Genomic DNA, 289 nt, shown 5'->3' on the forward strand with positions numbered 1-289 from the left:
GCTGAGCGACGGCAAAACCATTACCGTGCCCGCCAATGGCACGACCGGTTCGGTCACGGTCACCGCTCCGGACAACGTCTACGCAGGCGCCAATGACCCGGTGATCAAGTCGATCGCATCGGTCAGTGGCACCGACGTCGGCAAGTTCGAACAACTGACGCTGGACAAGACCCCTGTCAGCACCACTGTCACTGACGAACCGGGTACGCCGGGCAACGAAGGCGATCTGGTCAAGGTCACCATCACTGCCGACCAGCCTTCGGTGGCTGAGAACGTCAAACCGACCTTC

1 protein-coding gene is annotated in these 289 nt (G+C 61.2%); it reads left to right on the plus strand.

Features of this window, described 5'->3' with window-relative positions:
* Positions 1-289, plus strand: a 289-nt coding sequence (locus QSV36_RS26095; RefSeq protein WP_289132665.1) for an immunoglobulin-like domain-containing protein, incomplete at both ends; no start/stop codon positions are given.

This window comes from Pseudomonas sp. BCRC 81390, assembly GCF_030341915.1.
Taxonomy (GTDB): Bacteria; Pseudomonadota; Gammaproteobacteria; order Pseudomonadales; family Pseudomonadaceae; genus Aquipseudomonas.